Origin of the sequence: Variovorax sp. dw_308 (assembly GCF_019207085.1) — a bacterium.
Taxonomy (GTDB): domain Bacteria; phylum Pseudomonadota; class Gammaproteobacteria; order Burkholderiales; family Burkholderiaceae_C; genus Variovorax.
The window spans coordinates 735524-753890 of the sequence record NZ_JAATOM010000001.1 but is presented as its reverse complement, the minus strand read 5'-3'; the positions used below and the strand labels follow the sequence as shown (position 1 = coordinate 753890).

General features: G+C 67.5%; 13 protein-coding genes and 4 pseudogenes. 7 read left to right on the top strand and 10 right to left on the bottom strand.

Translation table 11 applies throughout. The features are described from left to right. Positions 1-179: pseudogene (locus HCU76_RS36475) on the bottom strand (helix-turn-helix domain-containing protein); the annotation flags it as partial. A 217-nt stretch (positions 180-396) separates the two neighbouring features. Here HCU76_RS36475 and HCU76_RS03285 point away from each other — a divergent pair. Next, complete coding sequence (locus tag HCU76_RS03285; protein WP_213956985.1) at positions 397-717, top strand: hypothetical protein; 321 nt, start codon at positions 397-399, stop codon at positions 715-717. Between the two features lie 21 nt (positions 718-738). On the opposite strand, the gene HCU76_RS03280 is transcribed toward HCU76_RS03285, so the two are convergent. The 4 genes from HCU76_RS03280 to HCU76_RS03265 form a co-directional block, all read right to left on the bottom strand. After that, on the bottom strand, positions 739-1443 hold the full coding sequence (locus HCU76_RS03280) for an SDR family oxidoreductase (protein WP_218508449.1): 705 nt from the start codon (positions 1441-1443) through the stop codon (positions 739-741). A 35-nt stretch (positions 1444-1478) separates the two neighbouring features. Then, the gene (locus HCU76_RS03275) at positions 1479-2855 is read right to left on the bottom strand and encodes an MATE family efflux transporter (protein WP_256353971.1); all 1377 of its coding nucleotides are present in this window, start codon (positions 2853-2855) and stop codon (positions 1479-1481) included. A 94-nt stretch (positions 2856-2949) separates the two neighbouring features. After that, a complete protein-coding gene (locus tag HCU76_RS03270; RefSeq protein WP_218508447.1) occupies positions 2950-4263 on the bottom strand; it encodes an MFS transporter in 1314 nt (437 codons plus the stop codon). A 39-nt stretch (positions 4264-4302) separates the two neighbouring features. Further along, positions 4303-4767: a MarR family winged helix-turn-helix transcriptional regulator gene (locus HCU76_RS03265; protein ID WP_213956989.1), complete on the bottom strand. Its 465-nt coding sequence runs from the start codon at positions 4765-4767 to the stop codon at positions 4303-4305. A gap of 51 nt (positions 4768-4818) precedes the next feature. Here HCU76_RS03265 and HCU76_RS03260 point away from each other — a divergent pair, with 51 nt between their 5' ends. From HCU76_RS03260 to HCU76_RS03240, 5 genes are all read left to right on the top strand, one after another. After that, positions 4819-5361, top strand: coding sequence for a PaaI family thioesterase (locus HCU76_RS03260; RefSeq protein WP_218508446.1), 543 nt, complete (start codon positions 4819-4821; stop codon positions 5359-5361). Positions 5362-5453: 92 nt separating this feature from the next. After that, complete coding sequence (gloA, locus tag HCU76_RS03255) at positions 5454-5864, top strand: lactoylglutathione lyase (protein ID WP_213956991.1); 411 nt, start codon at positions 5454-5456, stop codon at positions 5862-5864. Positions 5865-5874: 10 nt separating this feature from the next. Further along, positions 5875-6402, top strand: a complete 528-nt coding sequence (locus tag HCU76_RS03250) for a DUF1697 domain-containing protein (RefSeq protein ID WP_218508445.1) — start codon at positions 5875-5877, stop codon at positions 6400-6402. Positions 6403-6560: 158 nt separating this feature from the next. Continuing rightward, positions 6561-6866: a hypothetical protein gene (locus tag HCU76_RS03245; RefSeq protein ID WP_218508444.1), complete on the top strand. Its 306-nt coding sequence runs from the start codon at positions 6561-6563 to the stop codon at positions 6864-6866. Continuing rightward, positions 6847-7803 (top strand): sigma-70 family RNA polymerase sigma factor, encoded by a 957-nt coding sequence (locus tag HCU76_RS03240; RefSeq protein ID WP_218508443.1) that lies wholly within the window; start codon positions 6847-6849, stop codon positions 7801-7803. Before HCU76_RS03245 ends, HCU76_RS03240 begins: the two co-directional genes overlap by 20 nt. Here the strand turns inward: HCU76_RS03240 and HCU76_RS37130 are convergent. Continuing rightward, a pseudogene (locus HCU76_RS37130) lies at positions 7758-9920 on the bottom strand (autotransporter outer membrane beta-barrel domain-containing protein); the annotation flags it as partial. The gene HCU76_RS03240 and the pseudogene HCU76_RS37130 overlap by 46 nt on opposite strands. Positions 9921-10843: 923 nt before the next feature. Between HCU76_RS37130 and HCU76_RS37125 the strand changes: the two are divergent. After that, positions 10844-10912, top strand: a pseudogene (locus tag HCU76_RS37125) (hypothetical protein); the annotation flags it as partial. Positions 10913-14297: 3385 nt separating this feature from the next. Here HCU76_RS37125 and HCU76_RS37120 read toward each other — a convergent pair. From HCU76_RS37120 to edd, 4 genes and pseudogenes are all read right to left on the bottom strand, one after another. After that, a pseudogene (locus HCU76_RS37120) lies at positions 14298-14426 on the bottom strand (ESPR domain-containing protein); the annotation flags it as partial. 480 nt (positions 14427-14906) lie between these two features. Next, complete coding sequence (locus HCU76_RS03230) at positions 14907-15629, bottom strand: haloacid dehalogenase type II (RefSeq protein ID WP_213956995.1); 723 nt, start codon at positions 15627-15629, stop codon at positions 14907-14909. 176 nt (positions 15630-15805) lie between these two features. Continuing rightward, the gene (locus HCU76_RS03225; RefSeq protein WP_218508441.1) at positions 15806-16447 is read right to left on the bottom strand and encodes a bifunctional 4-hydroxy-2-oxoglutarate aldolase/2-dehydro-3-deoxy-phosphogluconate aldolase; all 642 of its coding nucleotides are present in this window, start codon (positions 16445-16447) and stop codon (positions 15806-15808) included. Next, entirely contained in the window at positions 16438-18270 is a 1833-nt protein-coding gene (edd, locus tag HCU76_RS03220) for a phosphogluconate dehydratase (protein ID WP_218508440.1), read from the bottom strand. The genes HCU76_RS03225 and edd overlap by 10 nt, the downstream gene beginning before the upstream one ends. Between the last annotated feature and the right edge of the window lie 97 nt (positions 18271-18367).

Here is an 18367-nt window from a genome sequence, read left to right as displayed (position 1 = left end):
AATCCGCGGGCGGCGCGGCGCAACAGTTCGCGGGCGCGCACGAGTTCGCCGAGCTGGGCCATGGCGATGCCGCGCAGCGCCAGCGCCGGCGGGTCGTCGCGCAGGGCCACGCGCTTGAGCGCGCCGAGCGCATCGCCCGCGGCAAGGGCGCGTGCGGAGGCGGCGATCAGGGAGTCCATGGCGACAGGCTAACTTGACTCGCGAAATGCCGCGCGGGTTCTGGCCAGGTGCAGGCGCTGTAGGTCAGCGCGCCCTCCGCGTCGCAGTGGATTGCCACGCGCGACGCTGATGGCGCCCTGACGGCTTGCACAACTTCATGACACTTCGCTCCTCGCTTACACGCCGTTGACATGGGGATGCCACCATGAAGGCACTTATCGCTCTTCTGGAGTTGTCATGAAAAAACTTAGTTTCGCAGTTGCCGCAGCGGCCCTCCTTTCGCTCGGCGCCGTGGGGACCATTGCGCAAGCACAGCCGCGCATCGACGCGCAGGTCTACCTCGGCGCGCCCCCGGTGATCGTGGCGCCCCCGCCGCCCGTGTACGTGCGCCCGGCGCCGGTCTACTACGGCCCGCCTCCGCCGCCGCAACGCCGCTTCTACGACCATGATCGCGCCCACCGCTGGGACGAGCGCCACGGCTACTACCGCCACGACCGTGACGGCGACGGCGTGCCCAACCGATACGACCGCGCGCCCGACAATCCGTATCGCCGCTAAGGCCTGAGGGCGCGTGCTTCCTCAGCGCGCCGCAGCGTAGGCCGGAGCCTCGGTAGAAAGGCTCTGCTTGACCTGACGGGTCAACGCATCGGCAAGCACTTCGACCTGGCCCGCCTCCACGCCTTCGAGCGCCTGGCGGGCCACGTCATCAGGCGAAGCCTTCGGCCCCGCGATGCCCGCCGTCATGTCGGTCTCCATGAACGCGACATGCAGGCTCGTCACCTGCGTTCCCTGCCCGCGCAGCCCATCGCGCAACCCATTGCTCAACGACCACGCGGCCGATTTCGACGCACTGTAGGTGGCCGCACCCGGCAGGCTCAGCCAGGCCAGCACGGACAGCACGTTGAGGATCGCCCCGCCGCCATTGGCCTTGAGCACCGGCGCGAATGCACGCGCCATGGCCCAGGATCCGAAGAAGTTGGTCTCGAACTCCGCGCGCGCCGCGTCGAAGGCATCTGCCGCACCGAGCAGCGCACCACCCCTGGAGATGCCCGCGTTGTTGATCAGCAGCGTCACGTCGCCGCATGCCTTCGCCGCAGCCTCGACCTGGGCGGCGTTGGTCACATCGAGCGCCACCGGCGTCACACCGGCCAGCGTGATGCTCGCAGGATCGCGCGCCGCGCCATAGACCTTGCGAGCGCCGGCAGCCAGCGCGGCCTTCGCAAATGCAAGCCCCAGGCCACGATTGGCGCCGGTCACGAACACAACGGAATCCTTGAGTTTCATCTACGTCTTTCGGTTGTCATTGGAAGAAAAGAAATTCAGGCACGCTGAACACGCCGCAGCATGCCGGCCGTGGTGCGCGGCCAGCCGACGCGACCGAACCACGCGCCGCCCGCGATGGCCGCCGCGATGACGGCTCCGTAAGCCACCATCGCCACGCCCTGCATGGAAAACACCTGCCCCAGGTTGCCGCCCCAGCGCAGCGCCAGCCAGCCACCGATGGCGGCAACCGCCAGGCGCACCAGGTTGCCCATCACCGGCCACAGCAAGCGCCCCGCCCCTTGCGAGGCGAAATACAGCACCAGCCCGACGCCGAAGAAGCCATACATCGGCCCGGCCGCCTGCAGGTACTGCGTACCGGTCTCGAGCATGCCCGGATCGCTGCCGAACAGTTGCAACCAGGGGCGTGGAAACAGTGCCGCCGCGAGGCCGATGGTCTCGGTCAACGCGAACGCCAGGGCCGCGCCGGCCCATGCGGCACGCATCGCACGCTCGCGCTGCCCCGCGCCCATGCAGGTGCCCACCATCGCCAGCAGCGGTGCACCCAGGCCGAAGACCAGCGGCACCAGCAGGTATTCGAGGCGCGATGCCGTGCCGTACCCGGCGATGGCGCTGGCGCCGAAGTGCCCGGCGAGCGCCGTGGCGACGCCGATGGCCAGGTTGGTGGAGAACGTCGAAACCGACCCGAGCAGCCCGACGCGCAGGATGTCCCGAAACAGCGCCCAGCGCAGCCGGATGCCGGTGAGCTTCAGCTTGAGCAGGCTGCGGTTCGAGCGCAGATACACCACCAGCGCGATCGTGCCGAGCAGGTAGTACAGCAGCAACGCCACCGCGCCGCCCGCGATGCCCATGCCCGGGATCGGGCCCCAGCCGAAGATCAGCAGCGGCGACGCAGGCACCAGGAACACGACGCCCGCCACCATCACGTTGGCCGGCACCGTCATGTTGCCCGTCCCCCGGATCACCGCGGCCAGCGAGTTGAACAGCCACACCAGGATCGCGCCGACAAACACCCAATTGGAGTAGACCAGCGCGGCCTCCAGAGCCTGGCCCGAGCCGCCCATCAGCGTGTAGAGCCAGCGCCCGCCCAGCAGCAAGGCCAGCGAGAACACCACGCCAAAACCCAGCGCGATGACCATGGCATGCAGCACCAGCCCATCCGCATCGGCGCGACGACCGCCGCCGAGCGCACGCGCGATCGCCGACGCAATGCCACCACCCATCGCGCCCGCCGAAGTCATCTGCATCAGCATCACGATGGGGAACACCAGCGCCATGCCCGCCAGCGCATCGAGCCCCAGCTTGCCGACGAAGTAGGTCTCGATGAGGCCGGTCGCGGCCTGCGCGACCATCACCAGGATATTGGGCGCGGCCAACTTCAGCAGCGTGGGCACGATCGGCGCCTCCAGCAGCATCCGCGTGCGCGGGTCGAGGTTGCCGGCGGCGCGCGCCGGCGCGGGATTGGCGCCGTTGGCGGGATTCGCAGTGTTGGACATGGGGTTCCCTGTTTCAGGCGCGAGCCGTGGCCGAAGCGACGGGCTTGGCCGCCTGTTTCGCCGGGCGACGGATCATCATCACCAGCACCGAGGCCAGCAGGCAGGCCGCACCGGCCGTATACAAGGCCGGGGTGTAGGTCAGCAGCAACGTGCGCGCGAAGCCCGCGCCATAGGCGGCAGTGGCCGCGCCGAGCTGATGCGCGGCGAAGACCCAGCCGAACACCAGCCCGACCTTCTGCGGCCCGAAGGTGGCGCCGGCCAGCTTCACCGTCGGCGGCACGGTCGCGATCCAGTCGAGCCCGTAGAACATCGCGAACAGGCCCAGGCCGTAGATCGTGAACTCCGAATGCGGCAGCCAGAACAGCGAGAGCCCGCGCAGGCCGTAGTACCAGAAGAGCAGCTTGCGGTTGTCATAGCGGTCCGACAGCCAGCCCGACAGGATCGTGCCGACGAAGTCGAAGGCGCCCATCATCGCGAGCACCGATGCCGCCGGCACCGCGCTCAGGCCGTTGTCGCCGCACAGCGAGATGAAGTGCGTCTGCACGAGCCCGTTGGTGCTGAGGCCGCAGATGAAGAAGGTGCCGGCCAGGATCAGGAAGGTCTTGTTGCCGATGACTTCGCCCAGCACCTTGAACGGCGTGCCGAAGTTCATGACCATCGGCGCGGCCGCGGGCCCCGCCGGTTGCATGCCGGGCGCTTCGCCATACGGCAGCAGCCCCACGTCGGACGGACGATTGCGCACCAGGCACAGGGCCAGCACCGCGATGGTCACGCAGCCCACGAACAGCGGTGCCACGGCGGAACGCCAGCCCCAGTGCTCGATCATCCAGGCCGCGAAGGGCAGGAACGCGAGCTGCCCCGTCGCCGCGCTGGCGGTGAGCATGCCGACGACCAGCCCGCGCCGCGCCACGAACCAGCGGTTGGCGACCACGGCACCCAGCACCAGCGCCGTCAACCCGGTGCCGAGGCCGAGCAGCAGGCTCCACAGCACGAAGAGTTGCCACAACTGGCTGGCGACGGTCACGAGCGCCATGCCGGCGCCCACCAGCGTGAGGCCGGCGCACATCACGGCACGCAGGCCGAAGCGTTCCATCAGCACCGCCGCAAATGGCCCCATCAGGCCGAACAGCGCGAAGCGCAGCGCCAACGCAGACGAGATCTGTTCCGTGCTCCAGCCGAATTCCGCGGTGAGCGGCTTCAGCATCGCGCCCGGCAGGCCCAGCGCGGCCGACATCGTCAGCATGGTCAGGAAGGTGACGGCGGCGACGATCCAGCCGTAGTGGATGCCACGGCGTTGCAGCCAGGCGGAGAGTTGTGAGGCAAACATGGGGGCCCTGCTTGAACTGGAATGAAAGGGTGCTGGAACTCAGGCGACGTGTTCGGCCTGCGCGGCGGGCTCGTCCGAACCCAGCAGCGCTAGCGACTCGTCGATGAGCTGGTGCAGCGCGCTCACGCGCTCCACGCCAAGGATCTTGTTGAGGCCGAGTTGCGCCTCGCGCCAATGCACCTGCGCTTCCTTGCGCTTGGCAATGCCCGCCTCCGTCACGGCAATGAGGCGGCTGCGCGCGTCGGCGCCCTCGCCCTGCACCAGCCAGCCCGCGGCCACCAGCGGCTTGAGGTTGCGCGTGAGCGTGGAAGCGTCGACGCTCATGGCACGGGCCAGGTCGACCGGGCGCAACGGCCCCAGGTTGATGACATGCGACAGCAGCGAGTACTGCGAGGTCTTCAGGCCGCTCGCCGCGACGTGCGCGTCATAGTGGCGCGAGACCACGCGGCCCAGCTGCCGGAGCTTGAAATTCGTACACCCTTGGGGTTTGGAAATTTGCGTCATGGCTTTGATTGTAGCTACAATCATTGCATATGCAACCGTAAAGGAAAGACCATGTCGCAAAACAACCTTCTCGAACAGTGGCTCGCCGAAGAGCGCGAAGTCATCGCCCGCCTCGATGCCGGCCCCGGCCCGGGCCTGGCGCGCCCCGACCAGCTGGAAGGCAAGACCGGCCTCGAAGTCATGCAGATGATGCTGGCCGGAGAGATTCCCTATGCCCAGATCGCCAAGACGCTGGAGTTCACGATCATCGAAGCCCGCCCCGGCGTCGCCATCTTCCAGGGCACGCCGCTGCCCCAGCACCTGAACCCGCTCGGCACCATCCACGGCGGCTGGGTCGCGACGATGCTCGATTCGGCGCTGGGCTGCTCGGTCCACACGATGATGCCGCCCGGCCGCGGCTACACCACGGCCGAACTCGGCGTGAACTACGTCAAGGGCCTCACGCCGAGGATCGAGCGCGTCCGCGCCGAGGGCAAGGTCATCCACTGCGGCAAGCAGCTCGCCACGGCCGAGGCCCGCCTGTTCGGGCCAGACGGCACGCTCTACGCGCACGCCACGACCACCTGCCTCGTGTTCGAGATGCCCAAGCGCTGAGAGAGCACTGCCGGCGGAGGTTCTTGCGCGGGGCCGACGGGCATCGGCGGCGCGGTGGCGCAGCGCAATGTGGGAGAGCAATAATGCTTTTCATGAGACTCCTCCACACGATGCTGCGCGTTGGCAACCTCCAGCGCTCGATTGACTTCTACACCCAGGTGCTCGGCATGCAAGTGCTGCGCACCTCCGAAAACCCCGAGTACAAATACAGCCTCGCCTTCGTCGGCTACGAAGGCAATCCGGCGCAGGCCGAGATCGAGCTGACGTACAACTGGGGCACCGAGAGCTACGAGCTCGGCACCGCCTACGGCCACATCGCGCTCGGCGTGCCCGATGCCTACGCGGCCTGCGAAAAGATCAAGGCCAACGGCGGCAACGTCACGCGCGAGGCGGGTCCGGTCAAGGGCGGCACCACGGTCATCGCCTTCGTGACCGACCCTGACGGCTACAAGATCGAGCTGATACAGCGCGCAGAACAAGCCGCCGGCGGCGGGCTGCGCTGACCCTGGCGCCATGACGCGTCACGTCGCGTTGCTGCGCGGAGTGAACGTGAATGGCATCACCATCCGCAGCGTCGACCTGAAGAAGCTGTTCGTCGACCTCGGCTTCGCGAACGTGCGCACGGTGCTGGCCAGCGGCAACGTACTGTTCGACGCCACCGGCAGCGCCGCAACGCTCAAGAAGCGCATCGAGGCCGCGCTGCGCGAGCGCTTCGGCTACGACGCCTGGATCGTGCTCGAAACGCAAGCGCAACTGGCACACGCAGCGGCCGCGTGGCCCTTTGCACGCATCGACGACGAGCGCCATCCCTATGTCGTCTTCAGCTCCGACGCCAAGGTGCTCGACGCGTTGATCCGCCAGGCCGGGAAATCAGATCCCACCATCGAACGGCTGCAGGCCGGCAAGGGCGTGCTGTACTGGCAATGCCCGCGCGGCAGCAGCACCGACACGCCCGTCGCCAGGCTCCTGGCCAGGCAGACCTACAAGGCCAGCATCACCACGCGCAACCTGCGCACGGTCGAAAAGCTCATCGTCGATTGATTTCGCGCCGCACCGCATCCTTTCGCGGTGCCCAAACGTCCTGTTGATGTGCCTCTTGAGTCGATGTGGCGTCGACATCTCGACTCAATCCCCCGCGTGGGAACGGGCCGGGCGCCACCCGGTCCTGGGGGCCTCTCAACATCAACCGAAGGAACGTCATGAAACACATGGTGAGCTACAAACTCAAGCCCGATTGCGTCGCCGAAAACGAACGCCTGTCCAAGGCCGTGTACGAGGCCCTTGAGCAGGCACGGCCGCAAGGACTACGCTACGCGACGTTCAAGCTGGAAGACGGCGTCAGCTTCATTCATGTCGTCGCCCACAGCGAGGTCGACGGCACCAATGCGCTGACCTCGCTGCCGGCCTTCCAGGCGTTCTCGGCGGGCGTCAAGGAGCGCTGCGAAGTTCCACCGCACCGTGTGCAACTGACGGAGATCGGATCCTATGGATTCATCGGCGAATGACCAGGCCGAGCCCGGCGACATCATCGGCATGCTGGAGCAGGGGCGCCGGCAATTCCTTGCGCTGGTCGCGCACATCCGGCCCGACCTGCACCGCTACTGCACACGCATGACCGGCTCCGTCACCGACGGGGAAGACGTCGTGCAGGACACGCTGGCCGCCGCCCTCTTCGAACTGTCGCAGTCCCGGGCCTTGCCGCCGCTGCGCCCCTGGCTTTTTCGCATTGCACACAACAAGACCATCGACCACCTGCGCCATGAGAAATACCGGCGCCACGAGCCGATCGAAGCCGCGAGCGATGTCGCCGACGATGCGGCGGGCGAGCCCGACAACATGCTGGCGCGAAGCCAGGCCACCCGGGCTGCCATCGCGTGCTTCCTGGCGCTGGCGCCAGCCCAGCGCGCCTGCGTGATCCTGAAAGACGTGCTCGACCATTCCGCCGAGGACATCGCACTCGAACTGAACCTGAGCGTGCCGGCCGTCAAGTCCGCGCTGCATCGTGGGCGCGCCGTGCTGCGGCAAGCGGCCAGGGCGCCATCCCCTGCGCCCAATGCATCGCCGATCTCGCCGGCCCTGCTGCGCTACGCCTCGTTGTTCAACGCGCACGACTGGGACGGCGTGCGTGCCCTGCTCGCGGACGACGTGCGGCTCGACCTCGTGTCCCGGCGCAAGGCCGCGGGCCGTCGCGAAGTCGGCCAGTATTTCAGCAACTACGACCGAACCGCGGGCTGGCAACTGTTGCCCGCATGGCTGGAGGGCCGCGAGGCGCTGGCGGTCCGGACGCAGGCGCAATCCGAAGCGCCGACCTACTTCATCGAGATCCATTGGGCCGGCGGCCGGGTGGCATCGATCCGCGATTTCCGCTACGTGCCCTACATCGCCCGGGACGCGGCCTACCAGCTGTACTTCACGCCGGCCTGCCCCTTGCCCGCCATGTAGTTGCGCGCACCGAACTCCCCGCCCACGCTGCCCCAGACGCTGACGCGCTTCGTCACGTTGCCTTGCAGGCCGATCCTGGCCTCGAAGCGGTTCCTGGGCATGCGATCGACGACACGATCGCCGTCGAACATCATCGACTTGTCGGCGGCGGTGCCGCGCCACCAGTTCACCTCGGCGAAGGGTCGCATCAGCTTGTTGCCCGCATCGTCGTCCGTGTTGCCATGGACGCGCAAACCGACGCGCGTGGTGGGGCCGCTCACATTCAGGCGCGACACCACCGTGCTCGTGGACTCGACGTGGTTGTCGGCGCGCAGGTCCTGCAGGATCAATTGCGCCTGCGGCTCGACATACATCTGGCTCCGTCCGTTGTCGAACACCTTGAACGAGTAGCCGGCTTCCAGCGAAGCCGTGATGCCGCGCGAGCGGTACGACTCCTGCTGCAGCCCCAGGCCCTGCACCTTGTTCTTGTAGGAGCCGCCCAGGATCCATGCGTCCACATACGGGCCGGAGAGGATGTCGCGGTTGCCGTACCAGGTGGCGTACATGCCCAGGTTGTAGCCGTCGACCGTGCCGGCGGCCGAGCTGCCGTCGGCGTTGACCGAACTGCTTTGCGTCCTGCCGTACATGCCCATCGCACCGATCCGCACACTGCCTTCGCTGCCGACGTTGAAGCGGGCCAGGTCGGCGCCGCCGTGCAGGATGTAGGTGCGGGCGCCGATCGTCGACTGCGGGCTCGCACCGTCGCGGCTGCCATAGGTGTCCACCACGCGCAGCCAACCGTTGCCGTCGCTCGACGCCTTGAGGTCCTTGCCTTCCTGCCCCGGCGCCTGGCCCTGCCGCTCGTGGAGGGTGTGCACCGACATCTGCAGCGCGGCCTGGCGATTGGCGAGATAACCGCCCACCTCCGGCCGGTACACAGGCCCCGCCACCGATCCGCCGCCGCCACCGCCGTCGACCGGCGGCCTGAAGGCCACCAGGCTCGAGGTGTTCACCAGGTACCAATCCTGCACCTGCCCGCCGTCTCCCCCGCGCACGAGCCGATAGTTGAATGCGCCGGAAGCGATCGCATTGCTGCCGACACGGAAGCCATCGGAGCGGGTGTCCAGCGCGAAGGCGCCGGCCGTGGTGGTGGCGCCATTGCGCGTCTCCACCACGCGAATGCCTTGCCGCGTCTGCGTGCCGGCGGTGCCCGCGGACTTCACCACCAGGCCGGTCGAGCCCGTGGCGCTGCCGCCGTCGATCACCAGCTTGTCGGTGGCCGACGCGTCGCCGCCCAGCACGGTGCGAATCACCAGGCTGGCGTTGTTGCCGACGTAGCCGCCCGTCACCACCAGGTTGTTGCCCGGCGTGCTGCCGATGGGGCCGGCCAGGTTCACGATGCCGTTGTTGCCGAGGCCATTGGCCAGCGTGAACACGCTGTTGCCCGGATTCGGCGTCGCGCCCAGCGCGTTGAAGGCCGCCACGGTGCCGTAGTTGGTCACATGGCCGTTCACCGTGCCGGTGCCCGACAGCACGCCGGACTGAGCCACCGTGACTTCACCCGCGCCAGCGCCGCCGAAGCTGCCGCCCGCGATGAGCGCGCCGCCGTTGATGTCGGTGCGCCCGGTGTGCTGCACGTTGTCTTTCACGGTCACGGCGCCGGGGCCGTTCTTGACCACATTGCCGGCGCCGCTGACGGGGTTGACGAAGGCGCCTTGCGCGCCATTGAAGGTCAAGGTGCCGGCGTCGGCGATCGCGCCGCTGCCCAGGCCATCCACCTGCCGGATGGAAGCCGCGGCGCCCTGGGCGATGGACGTGGCCGCCGTCATGGAAGCGTTCGAACTCGAAACGGCCAGCGTGCCGCCGACGATGTTGAGCTGGCCCGCGCCGGTCAGTCCGCCGTCGGCCCTGCCCCCATTGACGAGGTTGAGCGTGCCGCCGCCCAGGTCCAGCATCGAGCCGGCATCCGCCTGCAACTGGCCGATGGTCTGCAGGTGCCCGGCGAGTTGGGCCTGCGTCGAATTCTGCAGGTTGAGCGAACGCGTGTTCCCCAATGCGTTGTCGGCCGCGAGCTGGAGCGTGCCACCGGCGACCGTGGTCTGGCCGGTGTAGTCGTTGGCCGTGTTCGACAAGGACACCAGCCCCGTGCCGGCATCGATCGCCAGGTTGCCGCTGCCGGTGATCCGGGCCGATTGGTCGCCCGCTTCGCCCGTCGCGCCGCTGCGCTGCTGCAGCGTCAGCGTCTGGCCCTGCTGCAGGTCGAGCTTCGTCAAGCCGTAGTTGACGTAGAGGCCGTCGTCTTGCCGGACGGCCAGGCGATAGTCGTAGTCGCCCTTCGCGACGACTTGTCCGCCCTGGGCGATGTCGAGCGTGCGCTTGGCGGAGATCGGTTGCCCGCCCTGGTCGCGCAGCACGAGGTTGCCGCCGGTGCCCACCGTGGCGGCGGCGTTGACGAGCTTGAGGCCGATGTTCGCGTCATCCTGCTCCAGCAGCGAAGCCCGGGTGTCGACCGTCGGCGTGACGGCGTTGTAGGGCGCCGGCACGTTGACCTGGACCGTGCCCGTGCCGCTCGCGTCCAGCGTGCCGACGGTGATCGAGCTGACGGCGACCTTGTGGTCGGGCGCCGTGCCGTTGAACAAGGCGGCGCCGCCGTTGAACCTCAGGCCGCCGATCTTCTGCTCGCCGTCGCCCACTGTCGTGATGCTCTGCTGGCCGAGTTCCAGCGTGGCGTTCTGCAGGGCCGCGGTATTGGCGCCGCCCAGCGCGAAGCTGCTGTCGCCGAGCTTGACCGTCCCCGCGAACGCGCCGCCGACGTTGCGCGTGAAATCGAAGGCCTGGCCCGCGGTGTCCGTCACGACCGTGCCGGTGCCGGCCAGCTTGTTGTTCAGCGCGAACGCGCCGCCGGTCGCGGTGACGAGCGAGCTGCTCTTGTCGATGGAGAGGATGCCGGTGTCGGCCTGGTTGTCGTCGAGCTTGAGCGCCGTCTTCAGCGTGACGACCGAGCCGTTGGTCAGCGCCACGTTTTCGAAGTTGCGGATACCGGACGTCGCGCTGTCGTAGGCGATCTGCGTGTTGTCCAGGATCAGGGTGTCGGTCGCGCCCCCCACGCCGCCGTCCAGGCGGCCCGTGACGATGGCCTTGTTGCCCCGCACGGTCACGGTGTCCTGGCCGGCGCCGCCGACGAGGTTGCCGGTGATCGTGCTGCTGCCCAGCAGCGCCGTGTTCGTTCCGTTGCCGAGCAGGACGTTGCCCGTGACAGCGCCGCCCGCGCTGTTCTCGAAGGCGTGGCCCGCGTCGTCCAGCACGACGGCGTTGGAGCCGGCCACCCCCAGCAAGGTGCCGTGGTTGACGAGCGTCCTGGCCGCGCCCTGCACCAGCACGGCGCCTGCATTCGTGCCCGTGATGTTGGCCCCCGCGTCGATCGTGACGGTATCGGCCGACTTGACCAGGATTGCCTGGCCCGTGCCGCTGACCTGGACCGACTTGCTCGTCACGGTGAGGTTCCCGGTCGTATTGGCATAGACGCCCGAGCCGTTGCCGGTCACGCTGATGTCGAATGCATCGCCGACCACCAGGTCGCCGGTGGTGGCGGTACCGTTGGCGTTGGTCAGTGCCAGCCCCTTGCCGGCCGTGTTGCTGCTCACCAGGATCGTGCCGTGCGAGGCCGCGTCGAGGTTGTTCTCGGTCAGCAAGGCGGCGCCGCTGCCCCTCATCTCAAGGAAGGTGCCGTCCAGCAGGGTGTTGCCCGCCTGGCCCTGGTTGGTGACGAGATTGCCGAAGCCGCCACCCAGGCCGATGATCGAAGCGTCTTTCGTCAGCACGACGCGCCCCGCGTCCGTGCCGATCAGCACGCCCGAGGCGCCCTTGTCCACCGTGATGGTGTCCGAGGTCGTCAGCGTGCCACCCCCATGCACCCAGATGCCGGCGTTGCCGTCGTGCACGGTGATCGTGCCGGCCTTGCCATCGACCGGCGTCACGCGCGAGCCCACGCCGGTGATCTCGATGGCGGTGCCGTGCGCCAGGTCGATATCGCCGGCATTGCTCAACTCGGCGCCGTTCTTCACCTGGAAGACGGTGACGTTCCTGGCGCTGTCGTCCACCGTGATGTCGGCGGTATTGGTGAACCTGGAATCGCCTCGCCCGACGATATTGCCGCCCAGGTCGTGCTTGTTGTCGTCCACCGAGACGGCGATGGTGTCGTCGCGGAACGAGATGACCTTGGCCGCGCCGGTCATCGTGCCCGTGGCGCCGCCTTCCACCTTGAGCGCCGTGGCGCCCTTGCCTGCGACAGTCAGGTCCATGTTGTCGAGGTTCGCCGAAGAGCCGACGCCGGTGACCAGGATCGCAGTGGAGCCTTCGCCCGAAGCCACCAGTGGTGCGGACGTTGCGTTGTTGATGGTGGCGCCGTCCTCGATGCGGAACAGCGTCGAGTTCTTCGTGGCCACGTCCAGCGCGCCGCCTGCCGGGGCGTTGTTGATGTTCACCACCGAGCCCACGCCATGGGCGAAGAAGCCGACCTGGCGCTCGCCGTCGTTGAACTTGACGTTGCCCCCGCTCACGTCGATCCGGCCGCCCGCGCGGGCGTGCACGCCGATCGCGTTGTCCCCGCTCAGATTCACCACACCGCCCAGCGTCACCGCGCTGCCGACGCCTTCCGCCCACACGCCGTAGTTGGGCAGGTCCTTGTCGCTCGAAGTGCCGAGGTTGATGGTGCCGGTGCTCGTTGCCTTGCCGCCATCCGTGGCCTTGAGGCCCACGCCGTTGGTGCCGAGCAGGTTGATCGTGCCGGTGTTGCTGACGGTCGAGCTGCCGCTGTTGCCCTGGACCCAGATCCCGCGGTTCGCCAGCGGCGAGCCGTCACGCGCCCCCTTGACGTCGATCGTGCCGTTGTTCACCACGCTGGCCAAAGTCACGCCCTGGACGAGGATGCCCGTCGCATCCTGCATGCCGCTGCCGATGCCGATATAGCCGTCGTTGAGGAACTGGCTGCCGCCATGGACGACTACCGCCTGCCCGCCCGCGCGCACGGAGGTGTCGGCGCCGCCCGCGGCCATGCTGCCGGCCAGGCTTCCCGGCGTGATCGAGCCGGCCGCTTCACGGCCAAGGTACAGCACGCCGGTCGCCGTGTTGACGACCTTGCTGCCGTTGCTCGCCATCACGCCGAGCACCGGGCTGGCCAGCTCCGAATCGTTGGAGCCGATGTTCATCGCACCTTCGTTGATGAAGGTGCCCTGGTTGGTGACGTCGACGCGCGAGAAGCCGGTGAGCGCCCGGGTGTCGGAATTGACCGCGCCTGCGTTGAAGATGCCCTTGTTGGTCAGGACCGAGCCCGCACCGTCGACCGAACTGTTTCCGCCGATGTAGACCACGCCCGGCGCCGACGCATCGGCCGCCGTGGACGCATAGCCCACCGTCACCACGCCGTTGTTGGTGCCCTGCGAGCCCCCCAGGACCACGAACGGACGGGCAGTACCGGCGGTCGTGGCGATGCGACCGTCGTTGATGACCGTGGCGCCCTGCTCGCCGCGCAATGCGTCGCCATCCGCCATCTCCACGGTGGTGCCCGTCGGGCTGGCGACGCGCGCGGTGGCGTTGGCGCCCACGGCCAGCAGCAGCGCGCGCTTGCCGGCATCGATGTAGAGGGGATCGTTGGGCGGCAGTGGCGCGTCACTGCCGGTCGGCATGATGTGCACGCTGACCGGCGACGTGCCGTAAGCCAGCTTCACGCTCGCGTCGTAGTTCGCGTAGTCGATGCGGCCCGCCTGGATCTCCTGCACGAGCCAGGCGTTGTACTGGGTCAGCGAGGCCAGGTCCGTGACCGTGTGCGAGGTGGTGGCGCCCTTGGCGTCCGTGACGTTGAAGGTGCCGGTGTAGGCCACGGCATCGAAGGTCTGGTCGCGCGCGGCCGTCTGCGCCGGGGCAGCGGTGATCTGGAAGGCGTCGCCGAACTTCACGTAGTTGCCCGATCGCCAGACGGCCTCCGTCTTGTTGCCGGTCGTGCCGTCGACATAGATCAGCGCGGTCTGCTTCGCGGCATTCAGGTCGACCCGGCTCGTACCCAGGTCGACGTTGAGCGTGCCGTTCTGGACGGTCGCCAGGCGCAAGTCGACATAGGCCTGCGCGTCTTTCGGGAAAATCTGCACCGCGTTGACGAAGTAGGCATTTGCAAAAGCAGCGCCGATGGGCCCTTGCGTAAATGACGATGCGCTATAGACCGGCAGCGATTGCATATTGCCGGTGATCGAATCTGGCACCGTAATTGTGGAATTCTTGGCACCCACGACCAATTGCATCTTTCCCGTCACGTCCGGCGCTGTGGCATAGCCTTGCGAGACCGCATCTGCCCATGGAATGAAGTAGCCGGCCGGGATATTCTGGAAATTGGCGGGGCCGGCGAGCCTGTGCGTGCCGTTCGACGTAAAGACGGTTTGGCCCACCTCGTTGCTATTGCCGGCGCTGTCCCAGTCCGGGGCGATCGTGACCTCGAGCGCCATCGCCGGGCCGCTCGCCAGCGCCGCCGCGCCGAGCAGCCAGTGCGAAACCTTGCTGCGTGTGCTGGATTTGCTGCGCCCCCTGGCCGTTTCCTGGACGGCAACGTATGTATTGAGTGATTCGTTCCAGATGACTCGGTGATTCTTATTCATTGACAATTTGAAAAAACGTTAGTAGCTCAATATTCCAGCCTCCAAGTAAATCATGACGACTAAACGATCACAACCAAAGGTTCTGAATTTTCAATCACCGCAATTGTTAATTCAATTAACGCACTTGTCATTTATTCATTCTCACAGCTGCCGCGGCATCTCATTTTTTCAAGTCGACGCGCTTATTCCAGCGCTTGCGCTGCGACGGCAGTGCGCCAGCGTCCCGGAATGAATGCACTAGTCAATGCAAGACCCGCCTCAAGACGAATTGATTTGTCAATTGGCCAAAGGCACCGACGCTATGGAAGTACAGTGCGGTTTTAGGCAGGCGTGCAGGCGAACTGCGGCCGGCCGCAGCGGTGCGTCAGCTGCCAAAGGCCTGCAAATCGACCTGCCGTCGGGCGCACGGCAGAGGCGCCAGGTGTTGGCGCAGCGCCGCGGGGAGGCGCCGCGTGGCGCCTCGAAGCGTCGCCGGCAGCGCTAGGCGCAGCCCAGCAAATCCGCCAACGTGTTGATATCGCGGGCGTGAAAAGTGTTGCTTTCACGCGACGATACGTCCTTCGGACGCTTCGCGCCGTACTCCAGAGGACGCTCGATGTACCCGGTTTGCAGGCCGCAATTGCGCGCGGCCTCCAGGTCGTCATGGTGCGCGGCGGCCAGCATGACCTCGCCGGGGCTGAGGTCGAACACCCCAGCCACACCCAGGTAGGTGCGCGGGTCCGGCTTGTAGGCCTTGAATACTTCGGCCGACAGCACGCAATCCCAGGGCAGGCCGGCGCGCTTGGCCATCTCGGTGAGCAGGCCGATGTTGCCGTTCGACAAGGTGCAGATCGTGAACTTGCGCTTGAGGCGCGTCAGTCCCTCGACTGAATCGGGCCAGGCCGGCAGCCGATGCCAGGCGCGGTTCAACTCGCGTTTCCGGGCCTTGTCGAGACGGCCGACCTTGAACTCGCGCAACACGTCCTCGAGGATGGCGAGGTGCAGTTCATCGACGAGCGTGAAGCCGCCCTCGCCCGCCGCGAGCCGTTCCATGACGCCGCGCATCGCCGGCTGGTAGCCCGCGCGCCAGGCCAGCGCAAACGCATCGGCATCGACCTCGGGCAGCGCCTGCGCCACCTCGGCCGAGATGCCGCCGTGCCAGTCGACGACCGTGCCGAAGACGTCGAACGCGATGACCTTGAGGGTCTGTGTTGTGGACTCCATGAGCGCCATTTTGACGCTCTGAAAACGGGGAGCCGAACAGCCGGATGCGGGCAGCCGAACGCAGAAGTCGCAAAAGGAATGCAGAAGCATTTCTTGAGTTTCTTCTGCGACCTCTGCGTACTTTTGTCTTCCTTCTGCGTTCGGCTGCCCGCGTCCGTGTCCGCGTCCGACGGACCTCAGCGCTTGAGTTGGCTCGCCTCGCGCGCCAGCGTTTCGATGCGGGCCCAGTCGCCGTTGGCGATGGCGTCGGTCGGCACGATCCACGAGCCGCCGACGCAGGCGACGTTGGACAGGGCCAGGAAGTCGGGCGCGTTGCCCAGGCTCACGCCGCCGGTGGGGCAGAAGGTCACGTCGCCGAACGGGCCCTGCCAGGCCTTCAGCATCGGCAGGCCGCCGGCTTGCATGGCGGGGAAGAACTTGAGCTCGGTGAAGCCGTCTTCCTGCGCCGTCATGATTTCGCTGCCGGTGGCAACGCCGGGCAAGAGCGGCAGGCCGATGTCGCGGCAGGCCTTGCCGACGGCGCGCGTGTAGCCGGGGCTCACACCGAACTTGGCGCCGGCCAGCGCGGAAGCCTGCGCATCGGCGGAGCTGCGGATGGTGCCGGCGCCGGCGACGGCCTCCGGCACTTCCTTGGCAATGGCCTCGATGCACTGCAGCGCCTGGGGCGTGCGCAGCGTCACTTCCAGCATGCGGATGCCGCCGGCCACCAACGCGCGCGCCAACGGCACGGCATGAGCCACGTCGTGCAGCACGATGACCGGTATCACCGGTGCGTCGCGCATCACCTGGAGCGCGGTCAATGTCTCTTTCACAGCCATGTACAGGCTCCTTTTTCTGCGGTCAAAGCATTGCGGCGCATGCCGGCGAACAGTTCGCGACCGAGGCCGCGGCCGTCGGCATCGCGTTGGGACTCGGGTTGGACGGCGTTCTCGCGCGCGGCCCATTCGTCGTCCGGCAGCAGAACGGCCAGCGTGCCGGCCACCGCGTCGAGGCGGACCAGGTCGCCGTCACGTACCTTGGCCAATGGGCCACCGGCAGCCGCTTCCGGCGAAAGGTGGATGGCCGCGGGGATCTTGCCCGACGCGCCGCTCATGCGCCCGTCGGTGACCAGCGCCACGCGGAAGCCCTTGCCCTGCAGCACGGACAGCGGCGGCGTGAGCTTGTGCAACTCGGGCATGCCATTGGCCTGCGGACCTTGCCAGCGCACCACGCACACGACGTCCCGGTCCAGTTCGCCAGCGGTGAAGGCCTTCTGCAGCGCGAACTGCGAATCGAATACGCGCGCCGGCGCCTCGATCACATGGCGGTCCTCGGGCACCGACGACACCTTGATCACGCTGCGGCCCAGGTTGCCGTTCAGCAGCTTGAGGCCGCCGGTGGCGCTGAAGGGCTGGCCGACCGGTCGCGTGATCGCCTCGTTGGCCAGTGGCGCGGCCGCATTCCAGCGCAACGTGGCATTGGCTGCATCCGCCAGTTCGGGAATGCCGCCGAATTCGCGGATGCCACCGGCGCGCACGGTCATCACGTCGCCATGCATCAGGCCGGCCTCGACCAGTTCGCCGATCACGAAGCCGGGGCCGCCCGCGGCCTGGAACTCGTTGACGTCGGCCGTGCCGTTGGGATACACGCGGGCCAGCAGCGGCACCACGTCGGAGAGCCTGGAAAAGTCATCCCAGTCGATCACGATGCCCGCCGCGCGGGCTACCGCGACCCAGTGGATCAGGTGGTTGGTCGAGCCGCCCGTGGCGAGCAACGCGGCCATCGCATTGACGATGGCCCGCTCGTCGACCATCACGCCGATCGGCGGGCAGTCGTAGGCCTGGGCCGCGGCGCGTCCGAGCACGGTGCGGACCGCCTCGCGCGTCAGCGCCTCGCGCATCGAGTCGCCGGGCTGGATGAACGCACTGCCCGGCACATGCAGGCCCATGGCCTCCAGCAGCATCTGGTTGCTGTTGGCGGTGCCGTAGAAGGTGCAGGTGCCTTGGCCGTGATAGGCCGCCATTTCTGCCTCGAGCAGTCCCTTGCGCCCGACCAGGCCCTGCGCAGCCTGTTCGCGCACCTTCGACTTGGCCGTGTTCGACAGGCCCGAGGGCATCGGCCCCGCCGGCACGAACACCGTGGGCAAATGGCCGAAGTGCAGCGACCCGATGAGCAGCCCCGGCACGATCTTGTCGCACACGCCGAGCAGCAGCGCCGCATCGAACATGTCGTGCGTGAGGGCGACGGCCGTGCTCATCGCGATCACGTCGCGGCTGAACAGGCTCAGTTCCATGCCGGGCGTTCCCTGCGTCACCCCGTCGCACATGGCGGGCACGCCGCCGGCCACCTGCGCGGTCGCGCCGAGCTTGCGCGCCTCGTTCTTGATGATGTCGGGGTAGCCCTGGTACGGCGCGTGGGCCGAGAGCATGTCGTTGTAGGCGGTCACGACGCCGATGTTGGGCGCCCGCTCGCTCACCACCCTGAACTTGTCGTTGGCCGGTATCGCGGCCACTGCATGCGCGACGTTGGCGCATCCCATGCGATCGGAGCCCCGATCGCGGTCACGGATTTCGGCCAGCTGCTGCAGATAGGCATTGCGCAATGGCTGGCTGCGCACGCGAATCCGCTCGGTGACCTTTAGAACTGTGGGGTGTGTGGTCATGGCCAATCATCGTACCAAAGCAATATGAAAAGCCCGGTGTTACCGGGCTTTTCATCGATACGCTCTTGCGCCTTTGCGCGCGGAACAGTATCTCGGG